This is a genomic window from Arthrobacter humicola, assembly GCF_022803015.1.
GTDB classification, from domain to species: Bacteria; Actinomycetota; Actinomycetes; order Actinomycetales; family Micrococcaceae; genus Arthrobacter; species Arthrobacter humicola_A.
Genome location: NZ_JAFKON010000001.1, coordinates 229,040 through 244,863, shown reverse-complemented (window position 1 = coordinate 244,863; position 15,824 = coordinate 229,040). Strand labels below are relative to the sequence as shown.

Here is a 15,824-nt window from a genome sequence, read left to right as displayed (position 1 = left end):
CGGGCGGGCGCCCGCCGTCGTACTGTCACGATTTAGTTGAAGCTACAGCATGCAGCTGACGCAGCCCTCTACCTCGGTCCCTTCCAGCGCGAGCTGGCGGAGACGGATGTAGTAGATGGTCTTGATGCCCTTCTTCCAGGCATAGATCTGGGCCTTGTTGATATCGCGCGTGGTGGCGGTGTCCTTGAAGAACAGCGTCAGGGACAAGCCCTGGTCCACGTGCTGCGTGGCGGCGGCGTAGGTGTCAATGACCTTCTCGTAGCCGATCTCGTACGCGTCCTGGTAGTACTCCAGGTTGTCGTTCGTCAGGTACGGCGCCGGGTAGTACACACGGCCCAGCTTGCCTTCCTTGCGGATCTCGATCTTGGACGCCACCGGGTGGATCGAGGAGGTGGAGTTGTTGATGTAGGAGATCGAGCCGGTGGGCGGCACAGCCTGCAGGTTCTGGTTGTAGATGCCGTGCTCCATGACGGAGGCCTTCAGCTCGCGCCAGTCATCCTGGGTGGGGATGTGGATGTTCTTGAACAGCTCGGCGACCTTCTCGGTCTGCGGGACCCATTCCTGCTCGGTGTATTTGTCGAAGAACTCGCCGGAGGCGTACTTGGACTTCTCGAAGCCGCCGAAGGTCTGGCCGGTCTGGATGGCCAGCAGGTTGGAGGCGCGGACCGCGTGGAACACCACCGAGTAGAAGTAGATGTTGGTGAAGTCCAGGCCCTCTTCGGAACCGTAGTGGACCCGCTCGCGGGCCAGGTAGCCGTGCAGGTTCATCTGGCCGAGACCGATCGCGTGGCTCTGGTCGTTGCCGCGGGCAATCGAGGGCACCGAGGTGATGTTGGACATGTCCGAGACTGCCGAGAGGGACCGGATGGCCGTCTCGATGGTCAGGCCGAAGTCCGGCGAGTCCATGGTCTTGGCGATGTTCAGCGAACCCAGGTTGCAGGAGATGTCCTTGCCGGTCTGGTCGTAGGACAGGTCATCGTGGTACGTGGTGGGCTGCGAGACCTGGAGGATCTCGGAGCACAGGTTGGACATGATGATCTTGCCGTCGATCGGGTTTTCCCGGTTCACGGTGTCCTCGAACATGATGTACGGGTAGCCGGATTCGAACTGGATCTCGGCGAGGGTCTGGAAGAACTCGCGCGCCTTGATCTTGGTCTTCTTGATCCGGGAATCGTCCACCATCTCGTAGTACTTCTCGGTGACCGAGACGTCGGAGAACGGCATGCCGTAGACCTTTTCGACGTCGTACGGGGAGAACAGGTACATGTCCTCGTCACGCTTGGCGAGCTCGAAGGTGATGTCCGGGATGACGACGCCGAGCGAGAGGGTCTTGATGCGGATCTTCTCGTCCGCGTTCTCGCGCTTGGTGTCCAGGAAGCGGTAGATGTCCGGGTGGTGCGCGTGCAGGTACACCGCACCGGCACCCTGGCGGGCACCGAGCTGGTTGGCGTAGGAGAAGCTGTCCTCGAGGAGCTTCATCACGGGGATGACACCGGAGGACTGGTTCTCGATCTGCTTGATCGGCGCGCCGACCTCGCGGATGTTGGTCAGCGCGAAGGCGACGCCGCCGCCGCGCTTGGAGAGCTGCAGGGCGGAGTTGATGGACCGGCCGATCGATTCCATGTTGTCTTCGATGCGGAGCAGGAAGCAGGAGACCAGCTCGCCGCGCTGGCGCTTGCCGGCGTTCAGGAACGTCGGGGTGGCCGGCTGGAAGCGGCCTTCGATGATCTCGTCCACCATCTGGGTGGCGAGCTTCTCGTCGCCGCGGGCCAGGTGCAGGGCCACCATGCAGACGCGGTCCTCGTAGCGCTCCAGGAAGCGCTTTCCGTCGAACGTCTTCAGCGTGTAGGAGGTGTAGAACTTGAACGCGCCGAGGAAGGTCTCGAAGCGGAACTTCTTCTTGTATGCGCGGTTGTAGAGCTCGCGGATGAAGTTCATCGTGTACTGGTCGAGGGTTTCGCGCTCGTAGTACTCGTTCTTGACGAGGTAGTCGAGCTTTTCCTCGAGGTCGTGGAAGAACACGGTGTTGTTGTTCACGTGCTGCAGGAAGTACTGGTGCGCGGCCTCGCGGTCGGCCTCGAACTGGATTTCTCCGTTGGGGCCGTAGAGGTTCAGCATGGCGTTCAGCTCGTGGTAGCCCAGGCCCTTGTAGGCGGCCGGCATCTCGTGCTTCTTCTCAACAGCGGCGGCGGCGGTGCCCGTGTGCAGGCCTGCGCCTTCAGTTACTGCTTTGTCTGCGACAGTCGTGTCCAAAACTCTTCCAATCCTTGTTGTACGCGGTTGACGTCTTCCGGCGTCCCCATGAGTTCGAAGCGATATAGGTGCGGGACCTTGCACTTGGCGGCGATGATGTCGCCTGCCATGCAGTAGTTGTCCCCGAAATTGGTGTTTCCTGCGCCGATCACTCCGCGGATCAGCTTCCGGTTGCCCGGATCGTTCAAAAACCTGATGACCTGCTTTGGAACAGATCCCTCTCCCCCGGTGCCGCCATAGGTCGGGAGCAACAAAACGTAGGGCTCCCGGGCCACCAGCGGAGCGTCCCTCGGGTAAAGGGGGATCCTGGCGGCGTCGACGCCCAGCTTCGCAACGAAGCGTGCCGTGTTTTCGGAGGTGGAGGAAAAGTAGATGAGCCGGCAATGTGTGGTGGTGGCCGGTGCTGCCGTGCTGACCGCTTCCCCGCCGTCAGCCGTGGCAGCCACCCGATCTTCAGTTGTTACAACCACGGTGGTCACCTCATCTACCGTGAATTCTTGCCTGGTGGCGGCGTCCTGGGCCTTTCAGGCGACAGGGCGTTTCAGGCTACAGCGACGGCGGCAGCCTGCGCCAGTTCTTCGATCTTGTCCGGGCGGAAACCTGACCAGTGGTCCTGGTCGGTGACGACAACGGGGGCCTGCATGTAGCCCAGGGACTTCAGGCGCTCAAGGGCTTCCGCGTCCTGGGAAATGTCGACGCTCTGGTAGGCGATGCCCTTCTTGTCCAGCGCGCGGTAGGTCGCGTTGCACTGAACGCAGGCCGGCTTCGTGTAAACCGTAACGGTCATGGTCCTGTCCCCTTTGTTGAAGTCTTCTGTGGAGCGCAATCCCGGCTCCGGATGTCCCGCGCTGATGCTCTGCTGGAACTGTATGTCGATACTACATGTAGTGCAAGAGCCTCATGTGGACCCCAAGATGATGTATTACAAGTATGTCATTTAACCCACCTTTAATCCACAGGAGGGGGGCCTCCAAATGTCCGGATTTCCGCCATTTTGGCGGACGAAATCCACACCCTGTGGAGTAGTTAGCCACATTAATCACGCCCGCGTGTCGCACCCCAGACGGCGTGTCGCGCGCCGCCGCGGGGACCCGGAGTGGTGGCGCCGGCCACTACATCTGGTGTCCGGGCACACGAAAGAGGCGGGCACCGTGGTGCCCGCCTCAAGCGATTCGTGATTGTTCTAACACCGGCGCTAGGAGGCGGAGTCGAGCACGATCTGCTGCACGTCGAGGTAGCCCGTTTCAAACCCGGCCCGGGAGTAGCAGAGGTAGAACAGCCACATCCGCTGGAAGACCGCATCGAAGCCCATGGCCCCCACCTCGTCCTCGCAGGCCATGAACCGCTCTTCCCAGAGCCGCAGCGTCTGGGCGTAATGCTCACCCATGGCGAGGCGTTCGCGGACGCGCAGTCCGGTCTGCTTCGCCGTGATGTCCTCGATGGCGCGGACGGACGGAATGACCCCGCCCGGGAAGATGTACTTGTGCACCCAGGTGTAGCTGGTGCGGGTGGCCATGAGCCGGTCGTGGGCGATCGTGATGGCCTGGATGGCCACCTTGCCGCCCGGGGCCAGGACCCGCTCGATGGTCTGGAAGTAGGTGGCCCAGTATTCGAAGCCGACGGCCTCGATCATTTCGACCGAGACGACGGCGTCGTACTCGCCCTCCACGGCGCGATAGTCCTTGAGCTCGATCGTGACGGCGTCGGCGTAGCCGGCCTCGGCCACGCGCTGGCGGGCCAGTTCCTGCTGCTCGCTGGAGAGCGTCACGGAGTAGACGGTGGCGCCGCGGGCGGCGGCGCGCAGGGCAAGCTCTCCCCAGCCGGTGCCGATTTCCAGGACCCGGGTGCCTTCCTTCACGCCGGCCTTGTCCAGCAGCCGGTCAATCTTGGCCTGCTGCGCGGTGGCCAGCCCGTCCCAGGCCACGTTCCGCAGGGCGTCGCCGCTTTCCGGGAAGAGGGCGCTGGAGTACGTCATGGTGCTGTCCAGGAACGAGGCGAAGAGCTCGTTGGAGAGGTCGTAGTGCCGGGAGATGTTGGAGCGGGTGTTCTTCTCCGTGTTCCGTTCCCTGCGCGGCTGGCGCGGCAGGTACAGGCCGCGCAGCTTCTGCAGCGGCTCGGGAACGAGCGTGCCGACGCGGGAGGCAAACACCTCCATGACGGCGGTGAGGTCATCGGCGTCCCAGTCGCCGGCCATGAAGGACTCGCCCAGGCCGATCAGGCCGCCGTCGCCGAGGCGGGTGGCGAAGGCAACGGGTCGGTTGATGGTCATGACGGGATAGCCGGCGGCAGCCTCGCCAGAGGGACCTTTGCCCAATACTGTGCCGTCCGGGTACCGGACTTCCAGCGGCAGCCTGCGCACGGCCGCCTTGAAGATGGCGTCCGCAGCGCGTCCGGCCACACGGGCCTTGAGGCTCGAGGGCACCGTGGCGATGCTGGGCCAGATGGCGGCGTCGATGGTGGCGGGAGGCTGGGGAACGGTGTACGGCACCCTGCCGGTGACGAGCCCGCTGTTGACGGCGCTGCCGTTTACTGCGCTGCTGTGCGTGGTGCCCTGTGCCCGTCCCGTACCGGATCCGGTCGCTTCGGTCATTGTCACTGAACTGCCTCCTGTGAGGGGTGGTGTGGTTTTTTGATGATGGGCAGGCGGCGCGCCCACAGTTTGATGCCCTGCCAGCGGATCTGTGCCGCGACACGCAGCGGGGCCGCGGGTACGGCGAGCGCCGCGGACACGATGTTCCGCACGCTTGCTTCGTGCCGGACGCCGTCCATGGTGGCGATGAAGGGCTGCTGTCCCTCCCGTTCCAGGACGATCGATACGGCGAGCCGTTCGCCGGGTTCGGGGAGCTTCATGCGGTACTCGCCGTCGACGTCGTTGAACGGCGAGACGTAGAACGCCTTCGGGACGCTCGCCCTGCCCGTGGCGTCGGTTTCGAGGAGGTAGCAGTGCCGCTCCCCGTACGTGTTGTGGACCTCGGCGACGACGCCGCGCAACTCACCGGAGGCGCTATGGCACCAGAACACGCTCAACGGGTTGAACACGTGCCCGAACACCCGGGCGCTGGCAAGCATGGTGATGCGTCCGCCGTCGAGCTTTATCCCCTGGGTGGCAAGGTAGCTTTCCACGTTGCCGCGCAGGGTGCCGTCCGGATCGCCGAGGTGGTCCTCCACCCGGAATCCCGCCAGCGGCCGCAGCAGGCGCGGCAGCTGCGGGAGATGGTCGACGTCGACATACCAGCTGTAGCTGCGGTAGGTGAACGCGTTGCGCAGCGGCGTCCGCCGCACATGGGCGATGGCGGTGCGGTAGATGGCCGCGCCGTGGAGGGCGGCCGGATGGATGGTGGCCGGCGCGCTCATGGCACCTCCACCGTGGCTGGCTGAGCTGTGGCCGGCTGGACTGCGGCCGGTTCGAGGTCCGGGTCCGCGGCCCCTGCGCCGATGTTGACCGTGCCGATGTTAACAGCGTCGCTGTTGACCGGGTCCCAGTCGCGGCCGAGCCGGGCGGCGGCCTTGAGGCCGGACAGGGCGCCGTCCTCGTGGAATCCCCAGCCGTGGTACGCGCCGGCGAAGGCCAGCCGCCCGTCGCCGAGTCCGAGGATCCGCTGCTGCGCCGCCAGCGACTCCGGAGTGTACTGCGGGTGCTCGTAGACCATCCGGTCCAGGACCGTGGCGTCGTCGATCAGCTCGGATTCGCCGAGGCTGACGATGTACCGGCCGCCGTCGACGGGTTCCAGCCGTTGCAGCCGGGTCATGTCGTAGCTGACCAGGACCTTGTCCGGCCGGGCGTCGCAGGACGGCAGCCGGTAGTTCCAGGAGGCCTGGGCGTTGGGGCTGGCCGGCAGCACGGCCTCGTCACGGTGGAAGAGCGTCTGGTTCACCGAATACGGCATGCCGCCAAGGGCGGCCCTCTCGGCAGCCGAGGCGTCGGTGAGCATGCGCAGGGCCTGCGCCGGGTGGGTGGCGATGACGACGGCGTCAAAGGTCTCGCGCACGGTCCCGGCACCGAGCGCGGACGTGACGTCGACGCCGTCGGCGTGCCGGTGCACCGTGGTGACCGGGCTGGCGAGCCGGATGTCCGGCAGGGTCGCGGCGACCTTGTCGACGTAGCTGCGCGAGCCGCCGGTGACGGTCCGCCATTGAGGGGAGCCCTTGACGCCGAGCAGGCCGTGGTGGCCCAGGAAGGTGAACAGGTAGCGCGCCGGGTAGGCCAGCGCGGTGGTGGGGTCGCAGGACCAAACGGCGCTGACCACGGGGGTCATGAAGTGCGAGATGAAATAGCTGCTGAACTTCTCCTGGGCCAGGAACTCACCCAGGGTGAGCTCGTGTCCGGCGACTGCCGTGCCTGTGCCTGCGGCGGATTCGGCCAGCAGGGCGCGGGCACGGCGGTGGAACCGGGTGACTTCCAGCAGCATCCGCAGGTAGCGGCCACGCAGCAGGGTGGATGGCCGGGGAATGATTCCGCGCCCCTTGGCCCGTGCACCGGCGTATTCCAGCCCGCAGCCGTCGCAGCGGACGGACATGCTCATTTCGGAGTCCTGGGTTTCGACGCCGAGCTCGGCGAACAGGCGCAGGAGCGTGGGATACGTCCGTTCGTTGTGGACGATGAAGCCGGTGTCCACGCCCAGCGTGGGTCCGTTCTGCTGCGGCACATCGTGGGTGTGGGCGTGGCCGCCGAGCCGGGAGTCGGCCTCGAAGAGCGTTACCCGGTCCTGCCCGTTCAGCACGTACGCGGCGGTCAGCCCCGCCACTCCGCTGCCGATGACGGCGACGCGCCGGCCTGCCGGAATCCCTGCTGCTTGCGACACTGATCTGCTCCTGTTGTCTGGCCCGAAGTCTCTTATGGGCAATTCGAGGCTGTCGGGCGGCCGGATGAGTATGAATGTGGAATTTTTCAGTTCTGCTGTCAGACCGTCGCCAGTGACGCCGTCATCTGCCACGTGAGCTGGGTTCCTCGGATTCTCCTGCATGGGCCCGGCCGCGCAGCGCAGACTTTCCGTGCGGACATTCCGGCAGACACATCAGCACGCAGACCGGCACGGCCGCCGGAGGTCCGGATATGCCACAATGAAGCGGGAATTCCGGTCCCGTCTCCGTGGACCCGCAACCAGGCGAAGGGCAGCCCTTGATCAACCCCGTCCATCTCCGGACCCTTGTGGAAGTGATCCGGCTTGGCTCGTTTGCGGCCGCCGCCACCCGGTTGGGCTACACGGCTTCGGCCGTCTCCCAGCAAATGTCGGCACTGGAACGCGACACCGGCGTCACCTTGTTCCAGCGCGCGGCCCGCAGCATCCAGCCGACCGAAGCCGCCGTCGTCATGACCCGGCACGCCGCCAAGGTCCTGACGGACATCGAGACGCTGATGGCCGCCGCCTCCCGGGCGCAGGAGAGTCCCAGCCAGGAGCTGCGGCTGGGCATCTTCCCGAGCCTCGCCACCTATGTGCTGCCGCCGATCCTGCGGAACCCGGCCTGGAAGAAGCTCGGCATCGACCTGCGGGTCTCGGTCGCGGAACCGGCCCAGACCATCCAGGGGCTGCGGACCGGCGGCGAACTCGACGTCGCCCTGGTGTACCAGGTGGGACAGTCCGGCCTCGCCTGGCCGCACACCGTGGACCGGCAGTGGATCGGCGACGACGACTTCCGCGTGGTGCTGCCGGCGGCCTGGGGCATCGGCACGGATTCCAAGGTGGCCGCGCCGCACCTATCGGACATGCCGTGGATCATGCACCACCCCGGCACGTCCGACGCCACGGTGATTGAACGGCTCTTCGCGAGCTGCAACCTGCACCCCCGCGTGGTGGCCTACAGCGATGACTTCCACGCGAGCCTGGAGATGGCCGCCGCCGGGCTCGGCGCCGCCTTGGTCCCCGACCTGGCCTTGCGGCACCGGCCTGCCGGGGTGGTGGTCCTCGATGTGCCGGAGATCCGGCTGGCACGGAATGTTTTCGCCCTGCTGATCAACGAGAAACGGACGGCCCAGGTCCAGCTCTTCGTGGAGCTGCTGGCCGAGACGATGCACCGGTCCGGGACCGCGCGAAAGGACTGAGCTGAAGCCCCGTTAGCCCGGCGGGCGTTCAGCGCTTCCTGGCCCGCTTCCCGACCGGCGCCACCAGCGCGCCGATGATCCGGTGCTTGGTCCGGGTGTACGGCGGATAGATCAGTTCCAGCGTGTCCGGCCACAGCGGCTTGTCCAGGGTGGGGCGCTCATGCGAGAACGTCCGCACCGAATGTTCCCCGTGATAGGCCCCCATGCCGCTGCCGCCGACCCCGCCGAACGGCAGCCCGGGGACGGACAGGTGGGCCGCCGGAACGTCGAAGCACAGGGCCCCCGACGAGGTCCGCCCGGCGAAGGCGCGGCGCGTCTGCGGATCGTTGCTGAAGACGTAGAGTGCCAGCGGCTTGGCGCGCCCGTTGACCTCCTCGATGGCCTCGTCGAGCCCGTCCACGGGCACCAGTGGCAGCAGCGGTCCGAAGATTTCTTCCGCCATGACGGCGTCGCCGGGCGCCGGGCGCAGCAGGGTCGGCGCAAAGTAGCGGCTGGCGGCGTCGCGCTGTCCGCCGTGCACCACCGTGCTGGCGTCGGCGAGGGCCGCGAGCCGTGCGAAGTGGCGGTCATCGACTATCCGGCCGTACGACGGGCTCGCCGCCGGGTCCGGTCCGAAGAGCGCCGTAACGGCCTTGATCAGCTCGGCCTGCAGCGGCTCCAGGATCTCCTCCCGGGCCAGGACGTAGTCGGGTGCGACGCACGTCTGCCCGGCGTTCATGAACCGGCCCCAGGCGATGCGTTTGGCCGCCGTGGCCAGGTCCGTGGATGCATCGACGTAGGCCGGGGACTTGCCGCCGAGCTCCAGCGTCACCGGGGTCAGGTGCTCGGCCGCCGCGCGCATGACCACCTTGGCCGCGGCTTCTCCCCCGGTGAAGAAGATGTGGTCGAAGCGTTCGGCCAGGAGGGCGGTGGTCTCCGGGATGCCGCCCTCAACCACTTCGGCGGCGCCGGCCAGGTATTCGGGAATCCAGCGGGCCAGTACGGCCGACGTGGCCGGGGCATGTTCGCTCGGCTTGAGGACCACGGTGTTTCCCGCGGCCAGGGCGCCGGCGAGCGGGGCGAGCAGCAGTTGCAGCGGGTAGTTCCACGGCCCGATCACCAGCACCACGCCCAGCGGGGTGAGTTCGGTCCAGGCGCGGGCCGGCCGCACTGCCAGCGGCACCGGCACGCGGCGGGGCCGCAGCCAGCCTTCGAGGTGCCGCTCCAGGTGCGCCGCCTCGGCGTCCACGAACCCGATCTCCGCGAGCTGCGCCTCGGTGTGGTGCTTGCCCAGGTCGCGGGCGAGGGCTTCGGCGAAGTCCGCGTGCCGCTCCGCGAGCATGCGCCGAAGCCGGCGCAGCTGATCCAACCGCCAGGCGAGCGGGCGGGTGGTCCCGGCCTCGAACGCGGCCCGGGCACGGCCGACGGGTGAGATTACATGCTGCATCCGATCAATGTACAGTCATGCGGCCGTCCGCCGGTCCGGTACCGGATATTGCTCCGGTAGGGAAAACTCTTCAACGCTGGAATGGTCCGGTTTTCAGGACTATGTTGAAGATATGAACAAGGTAGCGAGCAAGCACTTCGGAGAGGTCGAGCTCAACCACGGACGGGAGCATAATCTCACCGCCACGCATGAGCTGGCGGGCCAGACCGTGGAGCTTGACCTGAACGTCAACGCGCATGACCATTTCGATGAAGCGGCCATGCATAAAGTTGACTACCGCTTGCGCTTCCTGCCCGAACTCGTGGACCAGGTCCGCGAAATGATCGCCGAGGAACTGGACCAGGAAGGCACCAGTCCGCAGGAGTACCGCCACTTCCATTGCAACGCGATCAAGGACGAGCACCTCAAGAAGGTCTTCGGCGTCGAGGACAAGAGCCAGCTGACCGACGAGGTCTTCCTCAAGGCGCTCAAGCTCGGCCACGTGGGCATCTACCCCGGCCAGCCGGAACGCTACTTCGTCCTCGATTTCACGCTGGGCCAGCACTTCACCGACGAGGTCCTCGTCGCGTCCGCGGATGAGGACGGCGTCGTCGACGACGAAATCCTCTGGGAGTCCTGACCCGGGCATCCTGAGTCGCCGGTAGTCCTGCATCGACTGCTCCGTAGATGCCCTTCCGGGCGCTCAAAACGGCGGCTGCTCAGCAATCGATGATCAAGAAACGTACGACGCCGGCCGGTCACCTTGGAGGGTGACCGGCCGGCGTCGTTTGTGTGTGGAGCGGGCTCCTTGTCGGCTGCTTGCCTGGTGGCCTGTTACTTGGCGGCTGAGAGCAGTTCGGCTCGGACCGTCCTGGTGGCCGTGACGAGGTTGCGCAGGGACTCTTCAGTCTCGGCGTAGCCGCGGGTCTTCAGGCCGCAGTCCGGGTTGACCCAGAGCTGGCGGGACGGGACGTGCTTGACGGCGGTGCTGAGCAGTTCGGTGACTTCCTGTTCGCCCGGGACGCGGGGCGAGTGGATGTCGTAGACGCCCGGGCCAACGCCGCGGCCGAAGCCGTGGGACTCGAGGTCGTGGACGACCTCCATGCGGGAGCGGGCGGCCTCGATCGAGGTGACGTCGGCGTCGAGGCCGTCGATCGCGTCGATGATGGCGCCGAACTCCGAGTAGCACAGGTGCGTGTGGACCTGGGTGGCGTCCGCGGCACCTGCGGTGGAGAGCCGGAAGGACTTCACGGACCAGTCCAGGTACGCGGCCTGGTCGGCCTTGCGCAGCGGCAGGAGCTCGCGCAGCGCCGGCTCGTCCACCTGGATGACCTTGATACCGGCCGCCTCGAGGTCGGCGATCTCGTCGCGGAGGGCCAGTGCCACCTGGTTGGCGGTCTCGCCAAGCGGCTGGTCATCGCGGACGAAGGACCAGGCCAGGATGGTGACCGGGCCGGTGAGCATGCCCTTCATCGGCTTGCTGGTCAGGGACTGCGCGTACTCGGCCCACTTCACCGTGATCGGGGCGCTGCGGGTGACATCGCCCCACAGGATGGACGGTCGGGTGCAGCGCGAGCCGTAGGACTGGACCCAGCCGTGGACGGTGACGTCAAAGCCTTCGAGGTTCTCGGCGAAGTACTGGACCATGTCGTTGCGTTCGGGCTCGCCGTGGACCAGGACGTCGAAGCCGAGCTCTTCCTGCAGCTCCACGACGCGCTTGATCTCGTCCTTCATGAGCTGCTCGTACTGCTCCGTGGTGAGGTCGCCGCGGTTGGCGCGGGCCCGGGCGGTGCGGATTTCGCCGGTCTGCGGGAAGGATCCGATCGTCGTGGTGGGCAGCGGCGGCAGGTGCAGCGCCTTGTCCTGGGCTGCCTCGCGGACGGCGTAGGCGGAGCGGTTGAAGTCGGCGCCGGTCAGGGCGGCGGTGCGGGCCCGGACGTCGCCGCGGCGGACGCCTTCGGCCTCGGCGCGGGAGGCGATGACGCGGGTGGCCTCGTCGATAGCGGGCTGGACGGCTGCCTCGTCGGTCAGCAGACCGGCGAGGGTGACGACTTCAACGGCCTTCTGGTCGGCGAAGGCCAGCCAGCTGCGAAGCTGCTCGGAGAGCTGGACTTCCTCGTCGACGTCGTGCGGGACGTGCTGGGTGGAGGTGGAGGTGCTGATGGCCAGCTTGGCCACCGACTTCTTCAGTTCGGCGATCTTCTTCGCGGAAGCGGCGAGGTCGTTGCGCCAGATGTTGTGGCCGTCCACGACGCCGGCGACGAGAGTCTTGTTTCCCAGCGCCGCCAGGGCAGCGGCGGACGGGACCTCGCCCTTGAAGACGTCCAGGTGCAGGGCGTCGATGCCGGTGGCGGCGAGGGTGCCGAGCTGGCCGTTGAGCGCGCCGTACGGGGTGGAGACGAAAAGCTGCGGGCGCTGGGCCGCGGCGGCCAGGGCCTCGTAGGAACGGGCGACGGCGGCCTGGATTTCCACGGCCGGGGTGTCCTGGTCCACCACGAGGGCGGGCTCGTCGAGCTGGACCCAGCTGGCGCCGGCGGCGGCGAGCTTCTGAAGCAGCGCGGTGTAGACGGGGAGGATGTCCTCCAGGCGGGACAGCGGGCTGAAGCCGGCCGGGGCGTCGTCGGATGCCTTGCTCAGCAGCAGGAACGTGACCGGGCCGACGATGTACGGGCGGGTCTCGACGCCGTTGGCGAGGGCGTACTCGAATTCCTCGACGATCCGGTTCGAGGTCAGCGCAAAGTTGGTTTCCGGCCCGATTTCCGGCACGAGGTAGTGGTAGTTGGTGTCGAACCACTTGGTCATTTCCAGCGGCTGCTGGTCCTTGTTGCCGCGGGCCAGGGTGAAGTAGCCGTCGATGTCGAGCTGGCCCTGCGCGTTGAGGAGGTTCCCGAAGCGGGCCGGCACGGCGCCGAGGTGGGCGGCGGCGTCGAGCACCTGGTCGTAGTAGGAGAAGGTGCCGGGCACCGCGGCGGCTTCGGTCAGGCCCAGGCCCTGAAGCCGCTTGGCGGTGCCGAGCTGGATTTCCTTGGCGGCCGCGTCCAGGGCTGCGGCGTCGATCTTGCCGGCCCAGTAGGCCTCGACGGCCTTCTTGAGTTCGCGGCGGCGGCCGATGCGCGGGTAGCCCAGGATCGAGGCAGCCGGGAACGGAGTGGGGTTGGGGGTGTTCAGTGCAGTCATGGGAAGTCCTAAGTGTTGGTGGTGTGGTGCGGAGGGAAGTTGTGTTGTCTTGGCGCGGTCAGCTGGCGAGCTGGCGGCGGCTGGCCGTGTGCCGGTTGCCGCTGTTCCGGTTGCCGCGGTGCGGGCGGGGCAGCGCGAGTTTGTCCAGCACATCCAGGGCCGCGGCGTGCTCATTGAACGTGTAGAGGTGGATGCCGGGGGCTCCGGCGTCCAGGGCTGCGTTGGCGAGATCAACGGTGGCGCTGACCCCGATCCGGGTCCGGTCGGCGTCGGTATCGGCAGCCGCGAGGCGTTCGATCAGTTCCGGGGCCGGTTCCACGCCGGTCAGTTCGCCGAGCCGGGCGAGCCGCCGGAGGCTGGTGAGCGGCATGACCCCGGGAATGATCGGGATGGTCACCCCGGCCCGGCGGGCCCGGGCGAGGAGGTCGGCGTACTGCTCGGTGTGGAAGAAGACCTGGGTGATGGCGAAGTCGGCGCCGGAGCGCTGCTTGGCCAGCAGGACCTCGACGTCGTGTGCCTCGCTCGGGGATTCCGGGTGCCGCGTCGGGTAGGCGGCGACGCCGACCGCGACCCTGCCGGCGCACAGCAGCGCCGAGCGGCGTTGCTCCACGCGGCGGATGAGTTCGATCAGGTCCTGGGCGTACCGGAGTGATCCCGGCGGCGGGGTTTCTCCATCCTTGGGCCGGTCGCCGCGGAGGGCGAGGATGCCGCGGACGCCCACGTCGAGCAGTTCGCCGATGATCTCCGCCAGTTCCTGCGGGGAATTCCCCACGCAGGTCAGGTGGGCCAGGGGCCGGAGCGTCGTTTCCTGCACGAGCCGGTTGACGAGATCGACGGCGGTGCTGCGGTTCGAGCCGTTGGAGCCGTAGGTCACGGACACGTAGTCCGGGTCCGTGGCTTCCAGTTCGCCGATGGTGGTCCAAAGGGATTCCGCGGCTGCGGGAGACCTCGGCGGGAACAGCTCGTAGGACAGCGCAACAGGGGCCGCGCCGGCAAGATTGGGATGGGTATCGATAAGGCTTGGTGGTGACATTTGCGTCCTTGGCTTTGAACACTGCCGCCGGGAGATCCGGAATCCCGGAGGACCGGAACCAGAAACGGAAACTCCGTCGTCAGTGAATTGAGTTTGGGGAACACGGAGGGAACTTCAGCAGGGCGCAGCCGCGACTGTTACGCCTGATACGAAGTTGTCCGTGAGCAAATGTCAGGCCCACATGGGGGCACCCACACCCTCCTGGGCCGCCCGGGGGCAGCTTTCAGCGGAGGATCGCTGACACGTTACTGAGGTAACTTGTATAGAACTCTAAGGCCGGGCCGTGGGGCCCTTCAAGTCGGTCCCCGAATTAAGACGCACCTTTACGGCCGTTTGCGGCGCCGGGCAGAACAATGTTCGCCCAAGACGGCATTTTCGCCCCGCGCGGCTGCTCTCCCCAACGCACCCCGGCAGGACTATCCTGTTGCCATGATCCAGCTTCCAGCCAGCTACCAGCAGTACCTCGCCGGCAAGAGCGAGAGCTTCATCAACACCGTCCGGCCCGTGCTCATGCAGTCGGCCGCAGAGAGGTTGCACGGGGTCCGGATTCTCGTGCTTCCGCATGGCCACCAGGCGCATCTGGATGACACCATCCCGTATGGGACGGTGGTTGAGGACATCGACTGAGGCCCGGTTAGCCCCTGTCTAGTCGCCCAGGAGCAGCCGCTGGGAACGCGGGGCCAGCGTGTGTTCGAGCACCAGGCAGGCCGCACCGACGGCGCCGACGTCCTCGCCTACCCCCGTGCCCACGACTTCGATCCCGTGAATCCTCCGGGTGGCACTGTTCGCCTCAACCAGTCCGGGGACCAGCTCGAGGTAAGCCGCTGAGAGGCAGGTCCAGAACGGGCCGCCGAACACTACCCGGTCCACGTCCAGGGCGTTGGTGACGACCGACACCGCACGGGCCACGAGCACTGCGGACCCACGAATGATTTCCTTGGCTGCGTCGTTGCCGGCTTCGGCGATCGCGCACAACTCGGCGAAACGTTCCTGAACTGCCGGCGCGCTCCTGTCCTGGAGTGAACCATTCAATATCCCGGCTGCCTCAGCCTGCGCCACGAGGACCTGCGGAATGGCGGAGGACTTCACGCAGCCGTGTTGCCCGCAGTCGCAGAGGGCACCGCCCGGGTCGACGATGATGTGCCCGATTTCTCCGGCGTTGCCCGAGGTCCCGCGGACGACTTCGTCGTTGAGCACGATCCCGCAGCCGATCCCGGTCCCCATGTACATGAAGACGAAGCTGCCCTCGCCGCTGGGGCCCCCGGCCCAGGTTTCGGCCACGGCTGCGCTGGTGACGTCCTTGTCCATGAGTGTCGACAGGCCCGTGGCCTCCGCGAGGCCATCCCGCAGCCCCACGTGGTCCCAGCCCGGCAGCAGCGGCGGGTCCACGACGGCGCCCTCGTTGAGGTCGATGGGCCCCGGCGACGCAACCCCGAGCCCGGCGATCCGGTCCGGGTCCACCCCGGAGTCCAGGATGATTCTCTTGATTTCGCCCGCGATGGTGTCAATCACAGCCCTGGGGTCGGTGCCGGGCGGGGTGGTGATCCGTGAGTGCCGGACGACGGCGCCGAGCAGGTCCAGCACGACGAACGTGAGGACGGCCGGGTCCAGGTGGACGCCCACGGCATACATCCCCGAGGGATTTAGCCGGAGCATGGTCCTGGGCTTGCCCGGCCCGGTGCCTTCCTTGCCTGCCTCGACGATCAGGTGCTGGTCCAGCAGGCGGCGCGAAATGTTGGAGATGGTCTGCGGCGAGAGTCCGACAATCTGGGCGAGTTCCACCCGGCTCAGCCCGCCCGGCGTGCGGCGGATGGCGTCGAGGATGACTGTGAGGTTGAAGTCGCCCATCTTCGGTAGGTTGGTCCCTCGCCTCGGCGAGGGTTGCCGGAACTCGGTCACTGATACCTCTAAACGTT

Annotated in this window: 13 protein-coding genes; 3 read left to right on the top strand and 10 right to left on the bottom strand. The window is 66.8% G+C overall.

Features of this window, described 5'->3' with window-relative positions:
- Nucleotides 1-42 precede the first annotated feature (42 nt).
- The 6 genes from nrdE to ARTB_RS01080 all read right to left on the bottom strand — a co-directional run bounded on the left by nrdE (nucleotide 43) and on the right by ARTB_RS01080 (nucleotide 7,055).
- Nucleotides 43-2,163: a class 1b ribonucleoside-diphosphate reductase subunit alpha gene (gene nrdE, locus ARTB_RS01105; RefSeq protein ID WP_026537148.1), complete on the bottom strand. Its 2,121-nt coding sequence runs from the start codon at nucleotides 2,161-2,163 to the stop codon at nucleotides 43-45.
- Between the two features lie 59 nt (nucleotides 2,164-2,222).
- A complete protein-coding gene (gene nrdI / locus ARTB_RS01100; protein WP_223916943.1) occupies nucleotides 2,223-2,627 on the bottom strand; it encodes a class Ib ribonucleoside-diphosphate reductase assembly flavoprotein NrdI in 405 nt (134 codons plus the stop codon).
- A gap of 167 nt (nucleotides 2,628-2,794) precedes the next feature.
- Entirely contained in the window at nucleotides 2,795-3,040 is a 246-nt protein-coding gene (nrdH, locus tag ARTB_RS01095; RefSeq protein WP_018773329.1) for a glutaredoxin-like protein NrdH, read from the bottom strand.
- Between the two features lie 408 nt (nucleotides 3,041-3,448).
- Nucleotides 3,449-4,849 (bottom strand): class I SAM-dependent methyltransferase, encoded by a 1,401-nt coding sequence (locus tag ARTB_RS01090; protein ID WP_439954071.1) that lies wholly within the window; start codon nucleotides 4,847-4,849, stop codon nucleotides 3,449-3,451.
- Nucleotides 4,846-5,607: a DUF1365 domain-containing protein gene (locus tag ARTB_RS01085; protein ID WP_243177246.1), complete on the bottom strand. Its 762-nt coding sequence runs from the start codon at nucleotides 5,605-5,607 to the stop codon at nucleotides 4,846-4,848. Before ARTB_RS01085 ends, ARTB_RS01090 begins: the two co-directional genes overlap by 4 nt.
- Entirely contained in the window at nucleotides 5,604-7,055 is a 1,452-nt protein-coding gene (locus tag ARTB_RS01080; protein WP_243177245.1) for an NAD(P)/FAD-dependent oxidoreductase, read from the bottom strand. Before ARTB_RS01080 ends, ARTB_RS01085 begins: the two co-directional genes overlap by 4 nt.
- Nucleotides 7,056-7,372: 317 nt before the next feature.
- On the opposite strand from ARTB_RS01080, the gene ARTB_RS01075 reads away from it, so the two are divergent.
- Nucleotides 7,373-8,293, top strand: coding sequence for a LysR family transcriptional regulator (locus tag ARTB_RS01075; RefSeq protein ID WP_028277881.1), 921 nt, complete (start codon nucleotides 7,373-7,375; stop codon nucleotides 8,291-8,293).
- Between the two features lie 28 nt (nucleotides 8,294-8,321).
- Here the strand turns inward: ARTB_RS01075 and ARTB_RS01070 are convergent, their stop codons facing one another.
- Nucleotides 8,322-9,719, bottom strand: coding sequence for an aldehyde dehydrogenase family protein (locus tag ARTB_RS01070; protein ID WP_243177244.1), 1,398 nt, complete (start codon nucleotides 9,717-9,719; stop codon nucleotides 8,322-8,324).
- A 112-nt stretch (nucleotides 9,720-9,831) separates the two neighbouring features.
- Here ARTB_RS01070 and ARTB_RS01065 point away from each other — a divergent pair, with 112 nt between their 5' ends.
- Nucleotides 9,832-10,338, top strand: coding sequence for a DUF2004 domain-containing protein (locus tag ARTB_RS01065; protein ID WP_026537142.1), 507 nt, complete (start codon nucleotides 9,832-9,834; stop codon nucleotides 10,336-10,338).
- A 194-nt stretch (nucleotides 10,339-10,532) separates the two neighbouring features.
- Here the strand turns inward: ARTB_RS01065 and metE are convergent, their stop codons facing one another.
- Nucleotides 10,533-12,875: a 5-methyltetrahydropteroyltriglutamate--homocysteine S-methyltransferase gene (gene metE / locus ARTB_RS01060; RefSeq protein ID WP_243177243.1), complete on the bottom strand. Its 2,343-nt coding sequence runs from the start codon at nucleotides 12,873-12,875 to the stop codon at nucleotides 10,533-10,535.
- Nucleotides 12,876-12,933: 58 nt separating this feature from the next.
- Nucleotides 12,934-13,908 carry a methylenetetrahydrofolate reductase gene (locus ARTB_RS01055; RefSeq protein ID WP_243177242.1) on the bottom strand — a complete coding sequence of 325 codons (975 nt, stop codon included), beginning with the start codon at nucleotides 13,906-13,908 and terminating at the stop codon, nucleotides 12,934-12,936.
- 429 nt (nucleotides 13,909-14,337) lie between these two features.
- On the opposite strand from ARTB_RS01055, the gene ARTB_RS01050 reads away from it, so the two are divergent.
- A complete protein-coding gene (locus tag ARTB_RS01050; protein ID WP_018773338.1) occupies nucleotides 14,338-14,535 on the top strand; it encodes a hypothetical protein in 198 nt (65 codons plus the stop codon).
- An 18-nt stretch (nucleotides 14,536-14,553) separates the two neighbouring features.
- Here ARTB_RS01050 and ARTB_RS01045 read toward each other — a convergent pair whose 3' ends face one another.
- Nucleotides 14,554-15,756, bottom strand: coding sequence for an ROK family transcriptional regulator (locus ARTB_RS01045; RefSeq protein WP_043436509.1), 1,203 nt, complete (start codon nucleotides 15,754-15,756; stop codon nucleotides 14,554-14,556).
- Nucleotides 15,757-15,824: the final 68 nt, after the last annotated feature.

Excerpts from the sequence above, each read along its gene's own strand:
- nrdE (WP_026537148.1), bottom strand. The coding sequence starts at position 2,163 with ATGCCGGCCGCCTACAAGGGCCTGGGCTACCACGAGCTGAACGCCATG.
- nrdH (WP_018773329.1), bottom strand. The coding sequence starts at position 3,040 with ATGACCGTTACGGTTTACACGAAGCCGGCCTGCGTTCAGTGCAACGCG.
- ARTB_RS01085 (WP_243177246.1), bottom strand. The coding sequence starts at position 5,607 with ATGAGCGCGCCGGCCACCATCCATCCGGCCGCCCTCCACGGCGCGGCC.
- ARTB_RS01070 (WP_243177244.1), bottom strand. The coding sequence starts at position 9,719 with ATGCAGCATGTAATCTCACCCGTCGGCCGTGCCCGGGCCGCGTTCGAG.
- ARTB_RS01065 (WP_026537142.1), top strand. The coding sequence starts at position 9,832 with ATGAACAAGGTAGCGAGCAAGCACTTCGGAGAGGTCGAGCTCAACCAC.
- metE (WP_243177243.1), bottom strand. The coding sequence starts at position 12,875 with ATGACTGCACTGAACACCCCCAACCCCACTCCGTTCCCGGCTGCCTCG.
- ARTB_RS01055 (WP_243177242.1), bottom strand. The coding sequence starts at position 13,908 with ATGTCACCACCAAGCCTTATCGATACCCATCCCAATCTTGCCGGCGCG.
- ARTB_RS01050 (WP_018773338.1), top strand. The coding sequence starts at position 14,338 with ATGATCCAGCTTCCAGCCAGCTACCAGCAGTACCTCGCCGGCAAGAGC.
- ARTB_RS01045 (WP_043436509.1), bottom strand. The coding sequence starts at position 15,756 with ATGGGCGACTTCAACCTCACAGTCATCCTCGACGCCATCCGCCGCACG.